Consider the following 14,705-nt stretch of genomic DNA (forward strand, 5'->3'; position numbering starts at 1 on the left):
CCCTCAGTCCACCTCGGAGTTACCTCGGAATTCGGTTGCCCCGGTTTCTCCGGATTCGTCGTCGTCAGGGCCGTCGGGCTCGTCCTCGAAGTCCGGCTCGTCCATCGCCGGCAGCAGCACCCGGAACCGCGCACCGACGCCCGGTGCCGTCCACAGCTCGACCCGCCCGCCGTGCGCCTGCACGATGGCCGAGACGATGGCGAGGCCCAGCCCGGCGCCGCCGTGCCGGCGGGAGCGGGAGCCCTCCGCGCGGTACAGGCGCTCGAACACCCTGGTGGCGTCCTCCGGCTTCATGCCCGGCCCCGTGTCGCTGACCTCGATCGCGGCGAGCGGCACCCCTTCGGGCAGCGGCGCACCGATCGACGCGGTCGGCGGCGGGGTGTCGCCGGTCGCCCGCCCGACCCGCACGACGACGCGGGTGTCCTCCGGCGTGTGCTGCAGCGCGTTGCTGACCAGGTTGGCGACGACCTGCCGGATGCGCGCCTCGTCGCCCTCCACGGTGACCGGCTCGAACGTCACCGACCGCTCGTCGAGCGCCGACAGCTGCACGAACCGGGTCGGCACCCGCACGTGCGCGTCGCGCACCGAGTCGGCGGCGACGGCGAGCAGGTCCACCGGGTGCCGCTGCAGGGCCCGCTCCTCGTCCATCCTGGCCAGGGTCAGCAGGTCGTTGACGAGCAGCCGCATCCTGCTGACCTCGGCCTCGATGCACGCCATCGCCTCGTCCAGCGCGGGTCCGGGCGGGGCACCACCGCGCCGGTACAGCTCGGCGAAACCCTGCACGGAGGTCAGCGGCGTGCGCAGCTCATGCGCGGCGTCGGCGAGGAACTGGCGCAGCCGGCGCTCCGAGTCGGCGCTGTCCTCGACGGCCTCCTCGATGCGGGTGAGCATCGTGTTCAATGCGATGCCGAGCCGCCCCGACTCCGTGTGCGGGTCGGCGTCGACGATCCGGCTGGACAGGTTGCCGTCCGCGATCTCGACCGCGGTCTCCTCCATGCGGGTCAGCGGGCTCAGCCCGACCCGCACCAGCGACGCCGTCGCGAACCCGGCGAAGCCGAGCACGATCAGGCTCACCAGCAGCGAGTACTGCAGCATCCGGTCCCGCGTGTCCTGGATCTCGACGAGGGAGACCGCGTTGGCGCCGTATCCGTTGGCCCCGGCCGCGGTGCCCGTCGGCACCGGCAGCGCGAACACGATCACCCGCCAGTCCTCGCCGGCCGGGCTGGTGACCGTGAACGGCTTCGGGTCCTCGGCCCGCTGCCGGACGTCACCGAAGAGCGCCGGGTCCAGCACGACCGTCGGCGGCTCCTTGAGCTTGCCCGTGCTGTCGAAGCGGTAGATCTGGTACAGCGGCCCGGGGAAGAACTCGCCGCTGTACCGGTCGCGCCGCCCGCCCGTCACCGAGGCGCTGGGGCTCGGGTTCGGGTTGCGGCCGACGAACGCGGGCGGGTGCGCCGAGTGCTCCAGCTGGTCGTCGATGCGCTGCATCAGGTACCAGTTGAGCAGCCCGACACCGATCGCGTTGGCGGCGATGAGGGCGACCCCGGCGAGGGCCACCACGGAGCCGACGATCCTCGTGCGGACCGTCCACTGGCGCCAGGGCCTGAGTCTCACCGCTGCGGCCTACTTCTGGGGCAGGCGCAGCGCGTAGCCGACCCCGCGGACGGTGTGGATCAGCGGCGGATCCCACTTGTCGACCTTGCGGCGCAGGTAGTAGACGTACGACTCGACGATGCGCCCGTCGCCGCCGAAGTCGTAGTTCCACACGCGGTCCAGGATCTGCGCCTTGCTGACCACCCGGCCGGCGTTGGTCAGCAGGTACCGCAGCAGGTTGAACTCGGTCGGGGAGAGGTCGACCCGGTGCCCGCCGCGGCGGACCTCGTGCGCGTCCTCGTCCATCTCCAGGTCCGCGTAGCGCAGCACCCCGCCGTCGACGAGCTGCTGCTGATCGCCCAGGCTGCGGCGCAGGATCGCGCGGATCCGCAGCACGACCTCCTCCAGGCTGAACGGCTTCGCGACGTAGTCGTCGGCGCCGACCGTCAGCCCCGAGATGCGGTCCTCCACGGAGTCCCGCGCCGTCAGGAACAGCACCGGCACCGGCCGCTGACCGCTGCGCAGCCGCTGCGCGACCTCGAACCCGTCCAGGTCGGGCATCATCACGTCGAGCACGACCAGGTCGGGCGCGAACTCGGCGGCGGCCGCGAGCGCCTCCCGCCCGCCGCCGGCGACCTTCACGTCGAAGCCGGTGAGCCGCAGGGTCGCGGACAGCAGGGCACGGATGCTCGCCTCGTCGTCCACGACGAGGACCTTCGGCTGTGGCGTGTTCGCCTGTACGGTCATCGGCTCCATCGTCACCGACCCGCCGTCAGGATCTCGTCGCCTTCGGCAAGTCCGCTCGTGATCTCGGTGTTGACGTCGCCACGCAGCCCCGTCGCGACCTTGCGCTCCTCGTCGCGGCCGTTGACCCTGACCACGACCACCCCGCCGCGCACGGCCGTGGAGGGCACCGACAGCACGCCGTCCACGGACGCGGTGACCACTGCGACAGTAGCGCTCTGCCCGTAGAGCAGCGTGTCGGGCACCGTGTCGAACGCGATCAGCGCCGCGTAGCGCACCAGCCGGTTCGACACCGTGCCGGCCGGGTCGATCTGGATGACCTTGCCGTCGGACTTCGCGCTCGCGTTGTCCGGCAGCGTGATCCGGGCGACCTGCCCGACCTTGAGGTCGGCCACCTCCGCCTCGGTGAACTGCGCCTTCACCACGACGTCGCCGGTGCCGGCGAGCGTGATCACGCTCGAGCCGGCGGCGGACCCGACGGTGCCGTTCACGGCGAGGATCTTGCCCGCGAGCGGCGCGGTGATCACCGTCCCGGCCAGCTTGGCGTTGGCCTGGGTGAGGGTGAGCTTCGCGTTGTTGAGCCGCTGCTGCGCGTTGAGCAGGTTGTCGCTGGCGTTCTGGACGCTGTTCTGGTTGCCGGTGCCAGGGTTCTGTCCGCCGCCGCCGCTGCCGGGAGCGCGGCTGGCGCTCGGGCTGACGCTGGGCGTGCTGGTGGCGCTCGCCTGGGCGGTCTCCGCGCGGTCCAGGGCGTCCTCGGCGCTGTCGACGCTCTCCTCGGCGGCGTCCACCGACTCCTGCGCGGCGGTCGCGTCGATCCTGGCCAGCACCATGCCGGCGGCGACGACGTCGCCGGGCTTGACGTTGAGCTCCGTCAGCGTGCCGCTGCTGGTGAACCCGAGCGTGCGGCTCTGCTGCGCCTGCACCGTCCCGGACGCGGAGACCGTCGTCGAGACCGTCCCGCGGGTCACCTTCGTCGTGCTCACCTTCGCCGGCGCGACCTTCTCGTCGCCGGTCAGCAGGACCCCCACGACGACCGCGACCGCGAGCACGGCAGCCCCTCCGGCCAGCCACCAGACCTTCATGCCTGCTAGTTGACCGGTCCCGGCTCCCGGTCAGCTCGACCGGACCTCAAAGTTCCCTGGGAAGGCGCTCTCACCGAATTTTGAGGTCCAGCCCACGGTGCGTCGAGGTTCGCGCCGTTGCATGTCGGGAGTGATGACCAAGCGGATCGGTGGGGCCGCCCTCGCGCTCGCCGCGGTGGCGTTCTTCGCCACAGCCTGCGGATCTTCGGACAGCGCGGCGCCGGCCACGGCGGCGTCCGGCACCGACTACGCGTCGTGCCTGCGCGACAACGGCGTCAACCTGCCGCAGATGAACGGCTCCGGACGCCCCACCGCCCGTCCTGACGGCAACGCGTCGGGCCGCCCGACCGCGTTCCCGTCGGGGCAGCCGCGTCCGTCCGGCAGCGGTGGGTTCCGCGGCGGTGGCGGTGGCTTCTTCGGTACGGCCGCGCCGAACGGCGTGGACCAGCAGACCTGGGAGAAGGCGCAGAAGGCCTGCGAGTCGCTGCGCCCGACCGCGTTCCCGAGCGGCGGGTTCGGCAACGGCGGAGGCGGCGGCAACGGTGGCGGCCGGGATGCGGCGTACCGCAACTGCCTGACCGAGCACGGCGTCACCGTCAGCGGCCCGGTCGACCAGCTCGACACCGGCGACGCGGAGGTGGCGGCCGCCGTCACCGCCTGCGCTCCCCTCAAGCCCAGCCCCCGCCCGTCCGCGTCGTAGCCCTCCCCGGTTGTCGGACAGGCGGTGCGCCGGTCTTGCGGGTGTGGCGGTGGCGAAAAGGACATTGTGGGAGTGTCCTGACACTACGCCCGCAAGATCGGCGCATTTCCGGGGCCGCGACGCGTGTCGCTGAGCGCGAACCGTCGTTGGCTTCGATATGGAGACGCTGGACACCTTCACGTGCACGTTCCTGCCGGCCACCGCACTGGCGAGGCTGTCCGCCGCGACCATCCGCCGCCACGTGCAGGTGCTGCGCGGCTGCGCTGGGGACCGTGACGCCGTCGCCGTCGTCGCCCGCTGCACGTCGCGCGCCTCCCGCAACAGCGTGCTGATGCTGACCCGCAGCCGCCTCGTGATCACCACCGAGTCGCCGCTGCTGCGCCGGGTCTCCCTGCACCTCAACACCGACCTGCACTCGCTCGCCGATGTCACCTGGACCCCCGAGCCGACCCGCTCCGGCATCCAGCTCGGCGTGACCGCCATCGACGGCGTCCGCGAGAACGTCTGGGTCCGCCTGCCGAACAAGGTCGAGATGTGGCGCCTCGACGAGGCCCTCAAGCAGGCGTTCCGCACCCCGTGGGGCGTGGTCGCCGCCGCCGCGACGCCCCGGGTCCCCGCCCTGGCCAAGGCGGTCCTCCGCTTCGCGTGAGCGATCGGCCCACCCTTCGCGGCAGGCGCTGGCTTCCTCGCGAAGGGTGAGCCGATCGATGTTCTTGTATCCGACCGGCTCGATGCCCAAACCTCGCCCGAACATCGGGCGGGATGCGGGCGCGGCAGAATGGGCCCGTGGATCAGGGCAAGGGGCTGGTGCTGGTCGTCGAGGACGAGCGGCCGATCGCCGACCTGCTGCGCATGTATCTGGCGCGCGAGGGCTTCGGGGTGCACGTCGAGCACAACGGCACGGCGGGCCTGGCCGCGGCGCGGAAGCTGCGGCCCGTCGCGTGCGTGCTGGACATCGCGCTGCCGGGGATGGACGGCACGGAGATCTGCCGGCGGCTGCGGGAGGCCGGTGACTGGACGCCGGTGCTGTTCCTGACCGCGCGGGACGACGAGGTCGACCGGATCCTCGGCCTGGAGCTGGGCGGCGACGACTACGTGACCAAGCCGTTCAGCCCGCGGGAGCTGGTCTCGCGGGTGAAGGCGGTGCTGCGCCGCACGCAGGGGCCGCCCGACGTCGAGCAGGTCCGCACCGTCGGACCCGTCACGCTCGACCCCGCGCGGCGGGAGTGCCTGGTCGACGGCGCGCCGGTGGTGCTGACATCGACGGAGTTCGCGCTGCTGGCGCACCTGATGAACCGGCCGGGGCGGGTGTTCACGCGGGAGGAGCTGCTCGGCTCGGTGTGGGGGTACGCCGCGCATTCCGGCACCCGGACGGTCGACGTGCACGTGGCGCAGGTGCGCGGGAAGCTCGGCGCCGCGGCGGGGGTGCTCAGGACGGTGCGGGGCGTCGGGTACACCGCCGATGCTTAGGGCCGGGTTCCGGTCCATCGCCGGACGCAGCGCGCTGGTCACGTGCCTGGTCGCGGTCATCTCGGTGCTGGTGACGGCGCTCGTCGGGGCGCCGCTGGCGATCCAGGAGGCCAACAAGGCGGCCCGGGTCCGGCTGGCCGACGACGCGACGCTGACCGCCGAGCTGCTGCGCCCCCGGTTCAACACGCCCAGGAGCACGGACGAGCAGGTGATCGTCGAGCGGCTGCGGACCCGCGGGATCCAGGTCTACCTGATCCGGGCGGGGCAGCCGGACCGCGCGGGGCTGCCCGACGGGGTGGTCAAGACGGTCGGGGCCGGGCGGCCGGTCCCGGTCCGGCGGGCGGTGGTGGACCAGCAGGTCCAGCTCGTGGTGGGCCGGCCGATCGGCAACGCGGGCAACGGGATCGTGCTGACCGAGCGGATGCCGTCGCGCCAGGCGACCATCACGCGGCTGTGGGGGCAGCTGTGGATGGCGCTGCTGGCCGGGTTGGCGGCCGGGCTGCTGGCGGGCGTGCTGCTGGCCAGGAGGATCGCGCGGCCCATCCGCACCGTGGCGGACGCGGCCAACCGGCTCACCGCCGGGGACCGGTCGGTCACGCTGGACGCGGACGGGCCGGCGGAGGTGGCGGACCTGGCGCACGCGGTGAACGCGCTGACCGCGGCCCTCGCCACGAGCGAGGGGCGCGAGCGGGACTTCCTGCTGTCGGTGTCGCACGAGCTGCGCACGCCACTGACGACGATCCGCGGCTACGCGGAGGCGCTCGCGGACGGGGTGGTGGGTCCGGACGGGGCGCAGCGGGCCGGGCAGACTGTGCTCGACGAGGCGGAGCGGCTCGACCGGCTGATCGCCGACCTGCTGGTGCTGGCCCGGCTGGAGGCCGCGGACCTGCCGGTCGAGGTGGTCGACGTGGATCTGACCCAGCTGGTGGCGGCGACCGCCGAGGCGTGGGGCGGGCGGCTCACGGCGGCGGGGCTGCTGCTGCGCACGGAGCTGCCGCCGATGCCCGTGCCGGTGCGCACCGACCCGGGACGGATCCGCCAGATCGTCGACGGCCTGCTGGAGAACGCGCTGCGGGTCGTGCCGTCCGAGCAGGCGACGGGGGTGCCGGTGGTGCTGGCGCTGGTGTGGGGGCCGGCGGAGGCGTCGATCGAGATCCGTGACGGCGGGCCCGGGTTCACCGACGACGACCTGGCGGTGGCCTTCGAGCGGGGTGCGCTGTCGCGGCGGTACCAGGGCGCGCGCAAGGTCGGCAGCGGGCTGGGGCTGGCGCTCGCCGCGCGGATGGCCCGCCGGCTCGGCGGCAGGATCGAGGCCGGTCACGCGCCCGAGGGCGGGGCAAGATTCACGGTGACGGTGCCGTTTGGGCCGGGTGAGAGGAGGTAGTGCACCCGTCGGCTCAATTCGGCGGAGCTCGGAGCAGCTCGGACAGGAGGTACCCAGATGCGACGCACACGCATAGGCCTGTTGCTCAGTGCCGTGATCCTGGTGATCGTCGGCTCCCTGCCGGGGGTCGCACTGGCGGATCCGACACCCGGCGAGACCGGTCAGGGTGGCCAGCACGAGAACTGGCTCAAGAACGTGCTGCACGGTGAGGGCATCGTGCAGACGAAGAAGGGCCCGATACGGGTCGCGATGCAGAACGGCACCGCGACGGCGGCGACGGAAACGTCCGTGACGGTCCGGTCGACCGACGGCTACACCAAGACGTGGACCCTGGCCCAGAACGCCAAGATCTACAACGACCACATGAGCGTGCAGCCCGGCGCGCTGCAGGCGGGCTCCATGGTGGTGGTCGGCGGCCCGATCACGGTCAGCGGCGGCGGCGGGAGCCCGGCGGCGTCCCCCACCACGACATACACGGCGCAGATCGTGCTGATCCAGTCCACGGCCGGGGCCGGGACCGGGACCGGGACAGAAACCCCAGCGCCGGCTCCGGCGACCTCTTAAGGCCGAAGTTCGGCGATGCAGCACTTCACGGAGCCGCCGCCCTTCTTGAGCTCGGTCAGCTCCACCGGTACAGGCGCGTAACCCGCCTGGCGGAGCTTTGCCGCGAGGGCGGTGGCTTCACTGTTGAGCACCACATTGCGCCCGTCGGAGACGAGGTTGAGGCCGAACGACAGGGCGTCCTCCTCGTCGGCGACCACGGCGTCCGGGAAGAGCTGCGCGAGCACCCGCTGGGACGCGGCCGAGAACGCGCCCGGGTAGTAGACGACGGTGCGGTCGTCCAGCGACGCCAGCGCGACGTCGAGGTGGTAGAAGCGCGGGTCGACGAGGCGCAGCGAGACCACCGGCCGGCCGAGCGCCTCCTGCGCCTCCGAGTGCGCCGAGGTCTCGGTCCGGAAGCCGTGACCGGCCAGGATCACGCCGCCGCCGAGCGCGTCGGGCAGGTAGGCGAAGTCGCCCTCGCCCTCGTTGGTCTCGGCCGGCGCGACGAACTTCCAGCCGTGGTTGTCGTAGAACCGCCGGTGCGCGGCGGCCTCGGCGATGCGCTGCGGGTACTTGAAGCGCGCCCCGTAGACGACGCCGTCGACGCTGAACGCCCCGTTGGCCGCGTAGACCATGTCCGGCAGGCCGATCTCCGGGGGCAGCACGTGCACCTGGTGGCCGAGCCGCACCAGGGTCTCCCGCAGGCCCTCCCACTGCTTCAGGGCGAGCTCGGTGTCGACCGGCGTGGACACGTCCATCCACGGGTTGATCGCGTACTCCACCACGAAGTGCTCGGGTGGCGACATCAGGTAGGTGCGCTCGCGTGGCTGCCGCTCGACGTGGGTCACGAGATCAAACGGTAGATTTGTGGGGTTGCACAAAACAGCGGTATTGCTTGCTTTCGAGGAGGGATTTGTTGCGCCTCGACCCGATCGACCAGCAGATCATTGCGTTGCTGCAGGAGGACGCCCGCTCATCGTATGCGGACATCGGATCGCGGGTGGCGCTGTCCGCACCGGCCGTGAAGCGTCGCGTCGACCGGCTTCGATCGACCGGAGTGATCCGCGGCTATACGGCGCTCGTCGACCCGGACGCGCTGGGGTGGACGACGGAGGCGTTCGTCGAGCTGTTCTGCACCGGGCGGACGTCGCCGCAGCAGATCCGCGACGCCGCGAAGCGCCACCCGGCGGTCGTCGGCGCCTACACCATCTCGGGTGAGGCCGACGCGCTGGTCCACCTGCGGGCGGTCGACATGGCGGGGCTCGAGGAGGCCCTCGAACGGCTGCGCGCCGAGCCCTTCGTGACGTCGACCCGCAGCATGATCGTGCTGTCACGGCTGGTCGAGCGGCTGGCGCCGAAAGTCGTCACCGTGCCGGGAACCGGATCGACACCTGCCACGTCCTAGCACGCATGAGACGCTCGCTTGCCGCGTTGAGTGCCCTGGTTTTCGTTGTCGCCGGATGTACGGGCGGCGGGTCGCCGAAGTCCGCGCCGGCCACGGTCGCCGGGCCGGAGCCGGTGTTCAAGCTGGTGGCGTTCGACTCCTGCGAGCAGCTGCTGTCGTCGCTGCGGGACGCCGCCGCGGGTGTGGTCGGGCCGTGGGGGTTCCTGAACGACGGCGGCATGCTGCGCGGCGGCCGCGCCGAGGACACCGGCGCACAGCGGCAGGGCGGGCTCAACAGCGGCAAGGCGGCCGCGCCGGCCGGTCAGGAGTTCTCTGGCACCAACACCCATGAGGCGGGTGTCGACGAGCCGGATCTCGTGAAGACCGACGGCAAACGGATCGTGACGCTGTCGCGCGGCACCCTGAAGGTCGTCGACGTCGCCGGCCGGGCGGTGACCGGCTCCCTGGCCATCGGCACCGTCGACGACGTCAGCGGCAAGAGCGCCGCCAACGCCACGGAGCTGCTGCTGTCCGGGGACCGCGCGCTGGTGCTCGGCTACGACTACCGGGCCGGCTTCGACGACGTGCCCGGCGTGTCGGGCGCGCAGATGACGCTGGTCGACCTCGCCGGCGCGCCGAAGGTGATCGGCCGGTTCACCGTCGAGGGCGGCCTGCTCGACGCCCGGCAGGTCGGCGGCACCGCCCGCGTGGTCGTGGTGTCCCGGCCGCGGATCGCGTTCCCCGGCAACTCGAAGCTCGGCAGCGACGACGCGCGGATCGCGGCGAACCGTTCGGCGGTCATGGCCGCGCCGGTCGACGCGTGGCTGCCGAAGTGGGCCGCGACCGACGCCGCCGGCAAGCGCACCGAGGGGCGGGTCGACTGCGGCGCGGTGAGCCGGCCGGCGACCTACTCGGCGACGTCGATGCTGACGGTGCTGACCTTCGACCTGGGCGGTGCGGCGCTCGGCGGCGGCGACCCGGTCTCGGTCGTGGCCGACGGCGACACCGTCTACGCCAACGGGCCCAGCCTGTACATCGCCAACGACCAGCGCTGGCGGGTGCTCGCCGCCGACGTGGTGCGCAGGAAGGTCGCGACGTCGCCGGCCCGGCCGTCGACCCAGGTGTTCAAGTTCGACATCGGCGCGCCGGGCAGCCCCCGGTTCGTCGCGTCGGGTGAGGTGCCGGGCTGGCTGCTCAACCAGTACTCGATGTCGGAGTGGGACGGGCACCTGCGGATCGCCACGACGATGTCGGCCGACAACACGACGGCGTCGGCGGTGTACGTGCTGCGCCGCGACGGCGGCCGGCTCACCGAGGCGGGTCGCGTCGACGGCCTCGGTAAGGGCGAGCGGATCTATTCCGTGCGGTTCATCGGCACGACCGGCTACGTGGTCACGTTCCGGCAGACCGACCCGCTCTACACGCTCGACCTGCGCGACCCCGCGGCGCCGAAGGTGGTCGGGGAGCTGAAGATCCCGGGCTACTCGGCATACCTGCACCCCGCGGGCGACGGGCGGCTGCTCGGCCTGGGGCAGGACGCCAACGCGCAGGGCCGGGTGCAGGGCATGCAGGTGTCGCTGTTCGACGTGCGGGACCCGGCGCACCCGTCGCGGGTCGCGCAGTTCAAGCGGCAGGGCGGCAGCTCCGAGGCGGAGTACGACCCGCACGCGTTCCTCTACTGGGCGCCGCTGGGGCTGCTCGCGGTGCCGGTCTGGCGCGACACCCAGCCGGCCGTGCTGGTGCTGAAGGTCGGCGACTCGGCGATCACCGAGGCGGGTGCGATCACCCACCCCGGTCGCTACACGGCGATCCGCCGCTCGCTGATCATCGGTGGCACTTTGTGGACCCTGTCGGAGCAGGGGCTGAAGGCGACCGACGCGGCGACCCTGGCCGAGCAGGCCTGGATCGCGCTCTAGCTGGATCGTTTCGGTTCTGCGCCGCTGTGCGGTCGGCGCGGCTGGGCGGTCAGCGCCGCCGCACGGTCAGCGCTGTCCGCCGTCTGGTCAGCGCTGCTCTCCGGCGACGTGCTGCACGAACGCCCTCCAGGCGGCGGCGTCCACGAAGATCTCCGGGCTGTTGGCGTCCTTCGAGTCCCGGATGCCGACGGCCTTCGGGTCGAGTAACACCTCGACGCAACCGTTGCCGCCGCTGCGCGTGCTTTTACGCCACACAATGCTCATGATGATGACCCCTAGAACCTGGGCTATTCGTATTCGCGAATAGCCCGCTGAATGTAATCAAGTGTTTCCGCGTGGCTCAGCGCCACAGTGCGCAACGATTCGAAGGCGACCAGGTAGCGCCGCACTTCCTCGGGGCGGTTGCGAAACACCCCGCCGGTCATTCCGTCGCAATACACGAGCGACTGCTCGGTCTCGCCGACGAAGTCGAGCACCGTGAACGCCCCGTCGATCCCCCGGTGCGCCCCACGGTCGAACGGCACCATCTGCAGCGTCACCGTCGGACGGTCGGCGATCTCCAGGAGCCTCATGAGCTGCCTTCGCATGACATCATGACCGCCGACCGGCCGCTTGAGGACCGCCTCGTCGAGAATCGCCCAGATCCGCGGCGGCGGGTCACGGGTCAGGACGGCCTGTCGCGCCATCCGGACCGACACCCGCTGGTTCACCACATCGGGCCGCTCCCCCACGGACACCGAATTGATGATCGCGCCGGCGTATTCCACGGTCTGCAGAAGTCCGTGGAGAATGACCGCGTCGTAGATGTAGACGTCGGATGCCTCGGATTCGAACCCGATCATTGTTTCATAGGCGCCGAGCAATGCGTCGCCATAGGCTTCCCACCAGGCCCGCTGGCGCGATTGCGCGGCGAGGGCGGTGATGCGGGTGCGCTCGGCCTCTGCGGTCTGATAGAGGTCGAAGAGCTTCGTCAGGTCCGGGTTGCGGACGCTGCTGTTGGCGGTCTCGATCCGGCTGACCTTGGACTCGGACCACTTGAGCTCGGCTGCGACATCGGCGGCCGTCTTCCGGGCAGCCTCCCGCAACCGGCGCAGCTCGGCTCCGAGCTGGCGACGGAGCAGAGTCGGGCTCGGCTTCGAGGACATCGACCACACCGTACCGCATCCACACTCAAATACTGAGAACTTTCGGCACTGGGTTGCACTTGCATCTGACAGCGAGTTGATGCGTAATCAAGTTAGAAGCTACTAGTGAGGTTGCATGATCCGCCTCACCCAGCGACGGCGACGCTTGGGCTTCGATGTGCCTCATCCCAGGAGGCACGCTGGACGGCGGCCGTCACCGTGGCCGGTTGCCGCCTTCCTCGTTCGTCGCGTCGGCGTCCGCGATCCGGGCCCCGACCAGCAGCAAGGGAGCGCGACCATGAGTTCCTACGCACCCCAGTCGTTCGAGTCCCGGCCGGTCATCCACTACAACCAGCACGGGATCCTGGTCACCGACCGGATCTTCGCCACCGACCGCGGCCGCTACGAGATCGCGGAGCTGTCGCGACCGGCGCACGGCACCGGCACCCTGCACCCGGGCGTGCGGGCGTGCGTCGCGGTCGGGATCGCGAACGTCGTCGTCCTCGGCGCGGCGGCGACCACCGGCTCCGTGCCGGTCATCCTGGTCGCGCTGTCGGCGCTGCTGATCACCTGGGTCGTCGGGGTCGTCTACGCACGCCGCTGGCCACGGCAGCACACGCTGCTCGCCGACTACCGCGGCACGCGGGTCACGCTGCTGCGCACGCGGGACGTCGACCTCTTCGGCCGGGTGTCCCGGGCGCTGCGCCGCTCCTGCGGGCTCTAGCGTCTGCCGCGCTTTACAGGTACATCCCGGTGCGCTCGCCCTCGACCTGCTTGGGGGTGTCGTTCTCGCCGAAGAACCGCTTCCCGCCGAACTCGCCCTGCAGGCGGTCGTCCAGCTCGTCCGCGAGCCCGGTCATCACCTGCACGGCGAGCATCAGGTGGGTCGCCTGGAAGTCCCGGCCGAACACCGGCACCGACGCCCACACCGTGTCGTTGGTGCAGTACAGCCGGCCGATCGGCATCCGGTTGGTGAGCTCGGACAGCTTCACGTAAAGCCGCTCGGTCGGCTCGATCTCGGTCAGCACCGGCGAATACACGTCGACCAGCGGCGGGTTGTCCCGCACCCGGACGAACACCATCGCCGACCCGGACCGGATGCCGATGTCACCGTCCGGGTCGATCGTCAGCTCCTCCGGCGTCGTCTTCATCAGCCGGGCCACGACCGTGATCACCTTGTCGTGCAGCGGCAGGTCGTCCTGCTCGTCACCCGCCTGGTGCTGCTTCGCCCGCACCACCGCCACCGGCCCGTCGCCGTCGGTCTCGACGATCGACGCGAGCGACCGGGCGACGCCGAGCGACGGCAGGGCCGCCACCAGCCCCTGCGCGTCGTGGGCGAGATAGGTGAGGAACGCGGGGTGCGGCGTGCCGTAGATGTCGCGCAGCGTCCGCATGATGAGCCGGCTGAGCTGGACGGCCTCGCTCTTGGGCACCCGCACGCCGAACGCCTCGCCCGAGCCCGGCACCACCCCCGGCGGCGACCACCCGAGCGCCACCGTCTGCGCGATCACGGTCCGCCCCAGCCGATACGCCGCGGGCAGGTCGGCGTTGCCGACGGCGGTCGCGGCGAGCATGTCGCCGTCCTCGCCGGTCACCTGCACCGAGTAGATGGCGTCGCCGGTCCCGGACGCCGTCGGGTCGAGCGTCAGATCGAGCGTCGTGCCGGGGGCGAGCTGCCGCAGCGCGTCGACCAGGTGCCGCGCGAAGTCGCGCCAGGCCTCGGCGACCTTCTCCTTGAGGTCCCCGCCGATCGGGTCCTCGTCGTCGAACAGCGCCGCCTCGTAGTCCTGATCATCCGCCATGACCGCCTCCAATCCCCCCGGGCTCACCCTATCCAGACGACGCACGTCGCGGGTGCCTCGGGCTCCTCGGACTGGTTGCTTCCGGGTCGTGGCGTCGGTCAGCCCTCGTCCACCAGGGCGACGAGCCGCGCCCGGGCCTCCTCGAGGTCGGCGCCCCGCCCGACGGCGACCCCCAGCAGGAACGCGGTCAACGGCGCCCCCGGCCGGGCCACGTTGTGCGCCACATCACGCGCGAGGTCGAGGATCGCGTCCTGCTCCCCCGCGCCCAACGGCTCCAGCCCGAGCTCCGCGCACGCCCGCACCACCCACGCCGCCAGCTCCGGATTCCCGCTCATCGGTCTCCACCCCCGTCTGCTCGCCGCAGGTCTTCTTCGGTGTCGCAGTCGAAGTACGGCGCCGGCCCGGAACCGGTCCACTCGACCTCGACCACGTCCAGCCCATCCAACACCGCCCGCATCGACCGGCCTTCGGGCGCCCCGAGCCGCTCGACCGCATCCCGCAGCGCGCCGGCCCGCCACACCCCGCACAGCAGCTGCCGCTTGCCGCGCCCGTCGACGAACACCGCGCCATCCGCGTGGCTCTCGACCGCCGCGAGCAGGACCTCGACTCCTTCAGCCGTGAGGTACGGCAGATCCGCGGCGAACAGCCCGACCAGCGCCGGCCCTTCCTCCGCTTCTGCCTGGTCCTCCGACGCCGCTCGCGGGACGAGGCCGAGCGCAGCGGCGGTCGCGGCCGCCGGGCCGGCACCGGGTGGCTCCTCGCGGACGGTGCGCACCCCCGCGGGCAGCCCCTCCCGGGGCGGCCCGACCACGATCCGCAGCGCCGCCCCCTCGACCGCGGCGAGCACCCTGTCGAGCATCGGCACCCCGGCGACGGGCAGCATCGGCTTGTCCTGGCCACCGAGGCGCGTGCCGCCACCCCCGGCGAGGATCACGGCCACGAGTCCCGGCCATGCGGTGGCTG

General features: G+C 71.9%; 17 protein-coding genes. 8 read left to right on the plus strand and 9 right to left on the minus strand.

Annotated elements, in window-relative coordinates:
• Nucleotides 1-3: 3 nt before the first annotated feature.
• The 3 genes from ACQEVZ_RS25750 to ACQEVZ_RS25760 are packed head-to-tail and all read right to left on the minus strand — an operon-like array spanning nucleotide 4 to nucleotide 3,419.
• Complete coding sequence (locus ACQEVZ_RS25750; RefSeq protein WP_433370905.1) at nucleotides 4-1,614, minus strand: sensor histidine kinase; 1,611 nt, start codon at nucleotides 1,612-1,614, stop codon at nucleotides 4-6.
• Nucleotides 1,615-1,623: 9 nt separating this feature from the next.
• Nucleotides 1,624-2,340 carry a response regulator transcription factor gene (locus tag ACQEVZ_RS25755; protein WP_363393633.1) on the minus strand — a complete coding sequence of 239 codons (717 nt, stop codon included), beginning with the start codon at nucleotides 2,338-2,340 and terminating at the stop codon, nucleotides 1,624-1,626.
• A gap of 11 nt (nucleotides 2,341-2,351) precedes the next feature.
• Nucleotides 2,352-3,419, minus strand: a complete 1,068-nt coding sequence (locus tag ACQEVZ_RS25760) for an efflux RND transporter periplasmic adaptor subunit (protein WP_433370908.1) — start codon at nucleotides 3,417-3,419, stop codon at nucleotides 2,352-2,354.
• A 133-nt stretch (nucleotides 3,420-3,552) separates the two neighbouring features.
• Between ACQEVZ_RS25760 and ACQEVZ_RS25765 the strand changes: the two genes are divergently transcribed.
• The 5 genes from ACQEVZ_RS25765 (at nucleotide 3,553) to ACQEVZ_RS25785 (ending at nucleotide 7,537) form a co-directional block, all read left to right on the plus strand.
• Nucleotides 3,553-4,119, plus strand: coding sequence for a hypothetical protein (locus tag ACQEVZ_RS25765; RefSeq protein ID WP_433370911.1), 567 nt, complete (start codon nucleotides 3,553-3,555; stop codon nucleotides 4,117-4,119).
• A 157-nt stretch (nucleotides 4,120-4,276) separates the two neighbouring features.
• Nucleotides 4,277-4,768 carry a hypothetical protein gene (locus ACQEVZ_RS25770; protein ID WP_344508233.1) on the plus strand — a complete coding sequence of 164 codons (492 nt, stop codon included), beginning with the start codon at nucleotides 4,277-4,279 and terminating at the stop codon, nucleotides 4,766-4,768.
• Between the two features lie 137 nt (nucleotides 4,769-4,905).
• Nucleotides 4,906-5,589 carry a response regulator transcription factor gene (locus tag ACQEVZ_RS25775; RefSeq protein ID WP_433370915.1) on the plus strand — a complete coding sequence of 228 codons (684 nt, stop codon included), beginning with the start codon at nucleotides 4,906-4,908 and terminating at the stop codon, nucleotides 5,587-5,589.
• Nucleotides 5,582-6,973 carry a HAMP domain-containing sensor histidine kinase gene (locus tag ACQEVZ_RS25780; RefSeq protein ID WP_344508237.1) on the plus strand — a complete coding sequence of 464 codons (1,392 nt, stop codon included), beginning with the start codon at nucleotides 5,582-5,584 and terminating at the stop codon, nucleotides 6,971-6,973. Before ACQEVZ_RS25775 ends, ACQEVZ_RS25780 begins: the two co-directional genes overlap by 8 nt.
• A gap of 57 nt (nucleotides 6,974-7,030) precedes the next feature.
• A complete protein-coding gene (locus ACQEVZ_RS25785; protein ID WP_433370919.1) occupies nucleotides 7,031-7,537 on the plus strand; it encodes a hypothetical protein in 507 nt (168 codons plus the stop codon).
• On the opposite strand, the gene ddaH is transcribed toward ACQEVZ_RS25785, so the two are convergent.
• Complete coding sequence (ddaH, locus tag ACQEVZ_RS25790) at nucleotides 7,534-8,364, minus strand: dimethylargininase (protein WP_433370922.1); 831 nt, start codon at nucleotides 8,362-8,364, stop codon at nucleotides 7,534-7,536. The genes ACQEVZ_RS25785 and ddaH overlap by 4 nt on opposite strands.
• Nucleotides 8,365-8,432: 68 nt before the next feature.
• Here ddaH and ACQEVZ_RS25795 point away from each other — a divergent pair, with 68 nt between their 5' ends.
• Both ACQEVZ_RS25795 and ACQEVZ_RS25800 read left to right on the plus strand, forming a co-directional pair.
• A complete protein-coding gene (locus ACQEVZ_RS25795; protein WP_433370925.1) occupies nucleotides 8,433-8,921 on the plus strand; it encodes an Lrp/AsnC family transcriptional regulator in 489 nt (162 codons plus the stop codon).
• 5 nt (nucleotides 8,922-8,926) lie between these two features.
• A complete protein-coding gene (locus ACQEVZ_RS25800) occupies nucleotides 8,927-10,816 on the plus strand; it encodes a beta-propeller domain-containing protein (protein ID WP_433370928.1) in 1,890 nt (629 codons plus the stop codon).
• A gap of 87 nt (nucleotides 10,817-10,903) precedes the next feature.
• Here the strand turns inward: ACQEVZ_RS25800 and ACQEVZ_RS25805 are convergent, their stop codons facing one another.
• Together ACQEVZ_RS25805 and ACQEVZ_RS25810 are read right to left on the minus strand one after the other, a co-directional pair.
• On the minus strand, nucleotides 10,904-11,080 hold the full coding sequence (locus ACQEVZ_RS25805; protein WP_344508247.1) for a DUF397 domain-containing protein: 177 nt from the start codon (nucleotides 11,078-11,080) through the stop codon (nucleotides 10,904-10,906).
• Nucleotides 11,081-11,103: 23 nt separating this feature from the next.
• A complete protein-coding gene (locus tag ACQEVZ_RS25810) occupies nucleotides 11,104-11,961 on the minus strand; it encodes a helix-turn-helix domain-containing protein (protein WP_344508249.1) in 858 nt (285 codons plus the stop codon).
• Between the two features lie 277 nt (nucleotides 11,962-12,238).
• Here ACQEVZ_RS25810 and ACQEVZ_RS25815 point away from each other — a divergent pair, with 277 nt between their 5' ends.
• A complete protein-coding gene (locus ACQEVZ_RS25815; protein ID WP_354889535.1) occupies nucleotides 12,239-12,664 on the plus strand; it encodes a DUF6232 family protein in 426 nt (141 codons plus the stop codon).
• Nucleotides 12,665-12,677: 13 nt separating this feature from the next.
• Here the strand turns inward: ACQEVZ_RS25815 and ACQEVZ_RS25820 are convergent, their stop codons facing one another.
• The 3 genes from ACQEVZ_RS25820 to mobA all read right to left on the minus strand — a co-directional run bounded on the left by ACQEVZ_RS25820 (nucleotide 12,678) and on the right by mobA (nucleotide 14,676).
• A complete protein-coding gene (locus ACQEVZ_RS25820) occupies nucleotides 12,678-13,742 on the minus strand; it encodes a T3SS (YopN, CesT) and YbjN peptide-binding chaperone 1 (RefSeq protein ID WP_344508253.1) in 1,065 nt (354 codons plus the stop codon).
• Between the two features lie 98 nt (nucleotides 13,743-13,840).
• Nucleotides 13,841-14,077 carry a DUF6457 domain-containing protein gene (locus ACQEVZ_RS25825; protein WP_344508255.1) on the minus strand — a complete coding sequence of 79 codons (237 nt, stop codon included), beginning with the start codon at nucleotides 14,075-14,077 and terminating at the stop codon, nucleotides 13,841-13,843.
• The gene (mobA, locus tag ACQEVZ_RS25830; protein WP_433376985.1) at nucleotides 14,074-14,676 is read right to left on the minus strand and encodes a molybdenum cofactor guanylyltransferase; all 603 of its coding nucleotides are present in this window, start codon (nucleotides 14,674-14,676) and stop codon (nucleotides 14,074-14,076) included. The genes ACQEVZ_RS25825 and mobA overlap by 4 nt, the downstream gene beginning before the upstream one ends.
• Nucleotides 14,677-14,705 lie beyond the last annotated feature (29 nt).

The sequence above is a fragment of the Dactylosporangium sp. CA-152071 genome, from assembly GCF_050936335.1.
Taxonomy (GTDB): Bacteria; Actinomycetota; Actinomycetes; order Mycobacteriales; family Micromonosporaceae; genus Dactylosporangium; species Dactylosporangium maewongense.